A 5,917-nucleotide genomic window follows, 5' to 3' on the forward strand; every position below is an offset into this window, starting at 1 on the left:
GCTGTACGATCAGCTGCTGCATTTACTGATGGCAGACTAAGCTAAGTTAAGCTAACAAAGCCAAAGCCAGCGTCGTGCTGGCTTTTCTATTTTTAGGGCAACTACCATGAAAACAATTGGCTTGCTGGGCGGTATGAGTTGGCAATCGACCATTCCTTACTACCACATAATCAATGAAACGGTGAAACAGCAACTCGGTGGTCTGCACTCGGCTAAAGTTATTCTGTATAGCGTTAATTTTGCAGAAATTGAACAAATGCAACGCGCTGGCGACTGGCAAGCTGCCGGCCAGTTGCTGGCAGAGGCCGCCAAAAGCCTTGAAGCGGCCGGTGCCGACTTTATTGTGCTTTGTACCAACACCATGCCCAAACTGTAGCTAAACTGGCATTGCGTTAGCAAAGATGCAACCTGCTATTTTGACCTAACTCAGCAATATCTATAACGCTTTACATAATGACAAGCACACTTGACAGTAACATGTTTCTACCCTACCCTGAAAGAGTCAAGCTGACTTTACCTAAAGTTAAACATACTTTACGAGGTATTATTATGAACGACCCAACACCGACTACCTTAGCGCAGCGCTATAACGCGTCTAAAAAAACATTATTTGTATCGACTCTCGGATGGTTACTATCGTTGGCCTTGTTTGCGTTTGGCCCCAAGCTTATCTGGGATTTTAACGTGACCATCAGTCTTTCTATTATTGCTGTTAATGTTGTTTTTGGTTATCTGATGATTATTGCTAATAAAAAATATCTGGATGGTTTAGATGAACTGCAGCGCCAATTACACCTGAATGCGATGGCGATATCCCTGGGAATCAGTATGGTATTCGGTGCGATATACGGCCTGCTGGAGCCAGCGCGGTTACTTGAATCGACACCCAACCCCTCTAACATTCTGTTTGTAATGGGTATCACGTACTTTATCAGTTTGGTTATTAACTCCCGGAAATACCAATGAAAAACCGCTTAAAAGTATTGCGGGCAGAACGCAACTGGACCCAGTCAGATCTGGCAAAAGCACTTGACGTGTCACGTCAGACTGTCAATGCGATAGAGACGGGTAAGTTTGATCCCAGTTTGCCGCTGGCGTTCAAGGCCGCCAGGGTGTTCGGTTTGGCAATTGAACAAATTTTTGATGACAGTGATAACTGATCAACGTCACCAGAGAGCCAGATACCTGTGCTTGCCTGACGGGTTATCAGACACTATGGTTAAGCTATTGTTTTATTGAAAGTGAGCAGGCCGGTGTTTTTAAAGCAAGCGTTATTGCCCATTTCATCTTTATTTATTTCTATTGCGTTTCTGGCCACCGGCTATGGCATGCTGATGACATACATCGGTCTGTATTTAAAACAGGCTGGCCTGTCGGAGCTGGTGATTGGCATTATTAATTCTGCATTTTTTCTGGGCGCTTTGCTGGCGGCGGTGTTCAGCCAGAAGTTAATTGTCTCGGTTGGTCATGCCCGCAGTTTTTCGGCATTTTCTGCGCTGATGGTCATGGCATTTCTGGGCCATACCTTATATTACGATCCCTGGTTCTGGGCGGGCTTACGTCTGCTGTCGGGCTTTGCTTTTTATGCGCTGCTCATCGTACTGGAAAGCTGGCTGAACGAAAAAAGCAGCTCAGATGACCGCGGCCGCGTGCTGGCGGTATACACCGTGGTGTTCTTTTTAGCCACCGCCATTGGTCAGCTGATATTAGGTATGGATATCGGATCGCATGTGGTGTTTGTGCTGGGTTCGGTGCTGGTGCTGGCCTCACTGTTTTTAGTGGCGATTACCCGGATCAGCCAACCAGTATTAGCACCATTTGAACGCTACAGCCTGCCAAAAGTGTTGCATATTGCGCCGCTGGCGCTGGTCGGCAGCATTATTGGCGGCTTTTTTGTCGGCGGTTTCTATACCATGGTGCCGGTATTTGTCCTTAATACTTATGGCGAGCAATCGGTCGTGGCTACTTTTATGGCCATTTCGATATTAGGTGGCCTGCTGGCACAGTGGCCGGTCGGTACCTTGTCTGATCGCTATGGCCGGCGCAAGTTGCTGGCGTGGGCAGGCCTATTCAGTTTTGCTATTTGCTTACTGCTTGCCTTATTGGCCAGTCAGGCCTGGTTGTTTTATCTGCTGGGTTTTCTACTCGGCACCAGTTTGTTCAGTATTTATCCACTGAGCGTTGCCCGCGCCAATGACCGGTTAGATCACGGCAAAGACTTAGTGGAAGTCAGCCGGAGTTTGCTGTTTGCCTATGGTATCGGCTCGTTTTTAGCACCATTAATACTGGGCGCGGTATTGGGCGTATCGGGCGGCCTGTTTTTCACCGTGCTGGCTTTAGCTGCATTATTACTGGGTGGCTATGCCTTAACGGCAGAGCGGATTGCCAATGAACAGTTAAGTGTCTTTGTTGCCGTGCCGGCCGCGTCGGGCGCTTCGCTTGCCCAACTCGACCCTCGTCAGGATGAGCAGTGGGTGGAGGACCATAAGCCCGCTTTTCCGGAGGCTATGCCAGACGCCGACATCACACACTCTGCAGATGGGGCAACGAAGCCAATACCAGACAGCGAAGACAAACAAGGTTGAGGTTATCAGTCAGGTGGTTTTTATCCGCTTGAAGCCTTACTAATCAGCTCAGCTACTAGCCGCTGGCTAACGTGCCGCGCCTGGGGGTCATGCATCATGCTGGTTAACATCAGCTCATCTGGCTGATGCTCGGCGATAAAATCTCTTATGCCTTGCTGCACCGCAGCCGCATCGCCGACAACAGAGCATGCCAGGGCACTTTGCACATAAGCTTTTTCATGCGGCTGCCAGATGCTATCAATGCTATCCACCGGCGCCGGCAGTAAGCCTGGTGCACCCCGGGTAAGGTTAACAAACTGCTGTTGCAGCGAACTAAACAGCCGCTGGGCTTCGCTGTTGGTATCTGCGGCAAAGACGTTCAGGGCCAGCATCAGGTAAGGTTTATCGAGCTGGGCTGAGGGTTTGAAACGCTGGCGATACAATGTCGCTGCCTGGCTCATCATCGCCGGGGCAAAGTGCGAGGCAAAAGCATAAGGCAACCCTAATTGGGCAGCCAGCTGGGCACCGTACAAACTGGAGCCCAATATCCACAAGGGCACCTGCAGGTTCTGGCCCGGTACCGCCTGCACCAGCTGATTGGGTTTGGCAGCCGCAAAGTACTGCTGTAACTCGGCAATATCGGCCGGGAACTGATCTTCCGTTTCTGCTCGACTGCGCCTCAATGCCCGGGCGGTGTGCTGGTCGCTACCGGGTGCCCGGCCTAAGCCTAAGTCTATCCGATTAGGGTACAACGTCGCCAAAGTGCCAAATTGTTCAGCGATGACCAGCGGCGAATGATTAGGCAGCATAATGCCACCGGCACCAACGCGAATATGGGACGTGGCAGCCGCTAAATGGCTAATCAGCAACGAGGTGGCCGCACTGGCAATGCCTGGCATATTATGGTGCTCGGCCAGCCAGTAGCGATGATAGCCCAGTGCCTCGGCCTCCCGGGCTAAGGCTTTACTGGCGGCAAAGCTGGCTGCTATTGTGCTGCCCGCCGCAACCGGTGCTAAATCGAGAATGGATAACGGGATCATTAGTAGTCCACCACACTGAATGCAGGCAACAGGTTTGTGCCCGCTCTTTCATGGCAATGGGGGTTATATGCCATTGTCTCAAGGGTAGTTTAATTCTGTTCTGCCCATGCTAATTTACAAATGGCAGCGACATGACAGTCAGATGTCGTAACAATGTCGGGTGTTAATTGTTAGATTTTAACCTCATTTTCGCTAAACAGGACTAATGAGAAAAACATGCAGAAATCATCAATAGCAGAGACGCTGATATATCAGCGCAAATTAAAAGGACTGTCACAGGAGCAGCTTGCCGAAAAAACCAGAGTAACGGTCCGTACTATTCAGCGCCTGGAAAAAGGTGAAGTCACACCGCACTTGAAAACCGTTAAAATGTTAGCTGCGGCGCTTGAAATTGACATTGATGATTTGTTACAGCTGGATAATCCAGGTAATGAAACAATACAGAAGAAATGGTTGTTGCTGATGCACAGCTCACCATTCATAGGTTTTGTGCTGCCCTTTATGAACATTCTGCTGCCACTGTTTATCTGGATCCATAAGCGCGAAGATAACCCGGTGTATGAACAGCATGGCCGGGCAGTAATAAACTTCCAACTCACCATGACCCTTGTTTTTGTTATTGCTTTCGTTGCACTGTTGACGATTAAAGGCTTGGGTTTCTACTTCTTTCTGGCTGTACTGCCTTATGCCGCTATCGTGATGCTTAGTAATATTGTCCTAGTATTGCACAACAAAGGCTGCCGCTATCCACTGGCCATCCCGTTTCTGAAAATAAACAAAACTGGCATTGTCGCTACTGTTACGCTGCTCTGCGCACTGGGTTTAACTGATGTCATGACGGCCAGACCCGCTTTTGCTGCCGCTGAGCAACAGCTTGCCATCAGCGATCAACAACTCGCTGCGTTTTCTGAAGAGCTGGATAACTTGCGTCAGGAAAACCATATTCCCGGCCTTGCCGTGGCGATTGTAGCAGATCAACAGTTACGCTGGTCTGATGGCTTAGGCAGCTCGCATTTTGATACCGGTGATGGCAATTCTTATCGCAAAACCACCGCAGATACGCCATTTTGGATCGCCTCAGTGACCAAACCCATGCTGGGTTTACTTTTTCTCAAGTTAGCGGAGCAGGATATTGTTAACCTGGAAAACCCGATAAATGACATGCCGGGCTGGCGGAGTTTTTGCGGCTGGTTAGCACAGTCAACTATCGTATTTGGTCAGGATCTCAGATGTAACGAAAAAATCACTATCCGTCATGTACTAAACCATACTGTTAATGGTCAGCCCGGCACGGCCTTTTTATATAACCCCATTATGTATTCCCGCCTTTCCCGTTATCTTGAATATCTACATGGCAACCCGCTAGCTGCTGCCGAGCAGGGCCATAATGTTATGGCAAAACTGATGCAGCAACACATTCTGGGTCCTGCTGCAATGGAACGCACCACTGCAGGCCAGTGGCAGTCAGAAAAAGCCACCGTCTTTTTCGATATGGCCCAGGGCTACCATTACACGAATGGCCGCTATGCAAAGCGTTTGCGCCCCGATCGTCACTTTGCCGGTGGCGCAGGTATTGTCTCGACGGTGAACGACTTAGCCCGGTTTGATATTGCACTTGATACCGCAGCTATTGCTTCCACCGCTATTATGCAAACCGCATTTGAACCGGCGAAAGCACCGGATGGCACGGCATTGCCTTATGCCTTTGGCTGGTATGTGCAGCACTATAACGGAGAAAAATTAATCTGGCATGGTGGCTGGGATGAAGAAGCAGGGTTCTCAGCACTTTATCTGAAAATTCCCGGGCGCAACTTAACTTTTATCATTCTGGCCAACAGTGAAGGTATTTATTGGCGCAACCCTCTTGATAAAGCTCAGGTTGAGAGCTCGGCTTTCGCCCAACTATTTCTCAATCACTTTGTGTTTGATTTAAACTAAAACCAGAATCAGCACGAAAAACCTGCTGCCAGGGATAGTTGCATAGTTGCTGGCAAAACCAACTAAGGGCCTTGCCTTGCTGTTGTTTATGCCATGCCAGGTAGAGCTTAGCGTTGTCGCGCGGAATGGTATGCTGTTTGGCAATAAGCTCGCCACGGGCCAGCTGCGGTTGGATCAGATGGCGTGGCACAAAGCCGACCCCCAAGCCTTGCTGCTGGGCGGTAATTTTTTGCGCCAGATTGGCTACCACCACTTTTTGCCGGCTATCGAACAGGCCGCTGGACAGCTTCTGGCTGTCGATGGCCGAGTCAGCAACAATAATTGCGGTTTCCTGTTGCACATCGGCCAGCGTCAGCACTTTATCAAGCTGGGCCA

At 49.7% G+C, this 5,917-nt stretch carries 7 protein-coding genes; 5 read left to right on the forward strand and 2 right to left on the reverse strand.

Going from position 1 to position 5,917, the window contains the following annotated elements:
- Positions 1-106 precede the first annotated feature (106 nt).
- From R3177_RS12585 to R3177_RS12600, 4 genes are all read left to right on the forward strand, one after another.
- On the forward strand, positions 107-376 hold the full coding sequence (locus tag R3177_RS12585) for an aspartate/glutamate racemase family protein (protein ID WP_318971377.1): 270 nt from the start codon (positions 107-109) through the stop codon (positions 374-376).
- 173 nt (positions 377-549) lie between these two features.
- Entirely contained in the window at positions 550-966 is a 417-nt protein-coding gene (locus R3177_RS12590) for a hypothetical protein (protein ID WP_318971378.1), read from the forward strand.
- Positions 963-1,160 (forward strand): helix-turn-helix transcriptional regulator, encoded by a 198-nt coding sequence (locus R3177_RS12595; RefSeq protein ID WP_318971379.1) that lies wholly within the window; start codon positions 963-965, stop codon positions 1,158-1,160. Before R3177_RS12590 ends, R3177_RS12595 begins: the two co-directional genes overlap by 4 nt.
- 93 nt (positions 1,161-1,253) lie before the next feature.
- The gene (locus R3177_RS12600; protein ID WP_318971380.1) at positions 1,254-2,585 is read left to right on the forward strand and encodes an MFS transporter; all 1,332 of its coding nucleotides are present in this window, start codon (positions 1,254-1,256) and stop codon (positions 2,583-2,585) included.
- Positions 2,586-2,605: 20 nt separating this feature from the next.
- Here the strand turns inward: R3177_RS12600 and R3177_RS12605 are convergent, their stop codons facing one another.
- A complete protein-coding gene (locus tag R3177_RS12605; protein WP_318971381.1) occupies positions 2,606-3,604 on the reverse strand; it encodes an LLM class flavin-dependent oxidoreductase in 999 nt (332 codons plus the stop codon).
- A gap of 216 nt (positions 3,605-3,820) precedes the next feature.
- On the opposite strand from R3177_RS12605, the gene R3177_RS12610 reads away from it, so the two are divergent.
- A complete protein-coding gene (locus R3177_RS12610) occupies positions 3,821-5,542 on the forward strand; it encodes a serine hydrolase (RefSeq protein WP_318971382.1) in 1,722 nt (573 codons plus the stop codon).
- On the opposite strand, the gene R3177_RS12615 is transcribed toward R3177_RS12610, so the two are convergent.
- Positions 5,514-5,917: LysR substrate-binding domain-containing protein (locus R3177_RS12615; RefSeq protein WP_318971383.1), on the reverse strand; the 404-nt coding region annotated here is incomplete at its 5' end. The genes R3177_RS12610 and R3177_RS12615 overlap by 29 nt on opposite strands.

Source organism: Arsukibacterium sp. (assembly GCF_033722355.1).
Lineage (GTDB): Bacteria > Pseudomonadota > Gammaproteobacteria > Enterobacterales > Alteromonadaceae > Alishewanella.

What these genes read in the sequence shown, in the direction of transcription:
- R3177_RS12585 (WP_318971377.1), top strand. Translation starts at nt 107, where the DNA reads ATGAAAACAATTGGCTTGCTGGGCGGTATGAGTTGGCAATCGACCATT.
- R3177_RS12590 (WP_318971378.1), top strand. Translation starts at nt 550, where the DNA reads ATGAACGACCCAACACCGACTACCTTAGCGCAGCGCTATAACGCGTCT.
- R3177_RS12595 (WP_318971379.1), top strand. Translation starts at nt 963, where the DNA reads ATGAAAAACCGCTTAAAAGTATTGCGGGCAGAACGCAACTGGACCCAG.
- R3177_RS12605 (WP_318971381.1), bottom strand. Translation starts at nt 3,604, where the DNA reads ATGATCCCGTTATCCATTCTCGATTTAGCACCGGTTGCGGCGGGCAGC.
- R3177_RS12610 (WP_318971382.1), top strand. Translation starts at nt 3,821, where the DNA reads ATGCAGAAATCATCAATAGCAGAGACGCTGATATATCAGCGCAAATTA.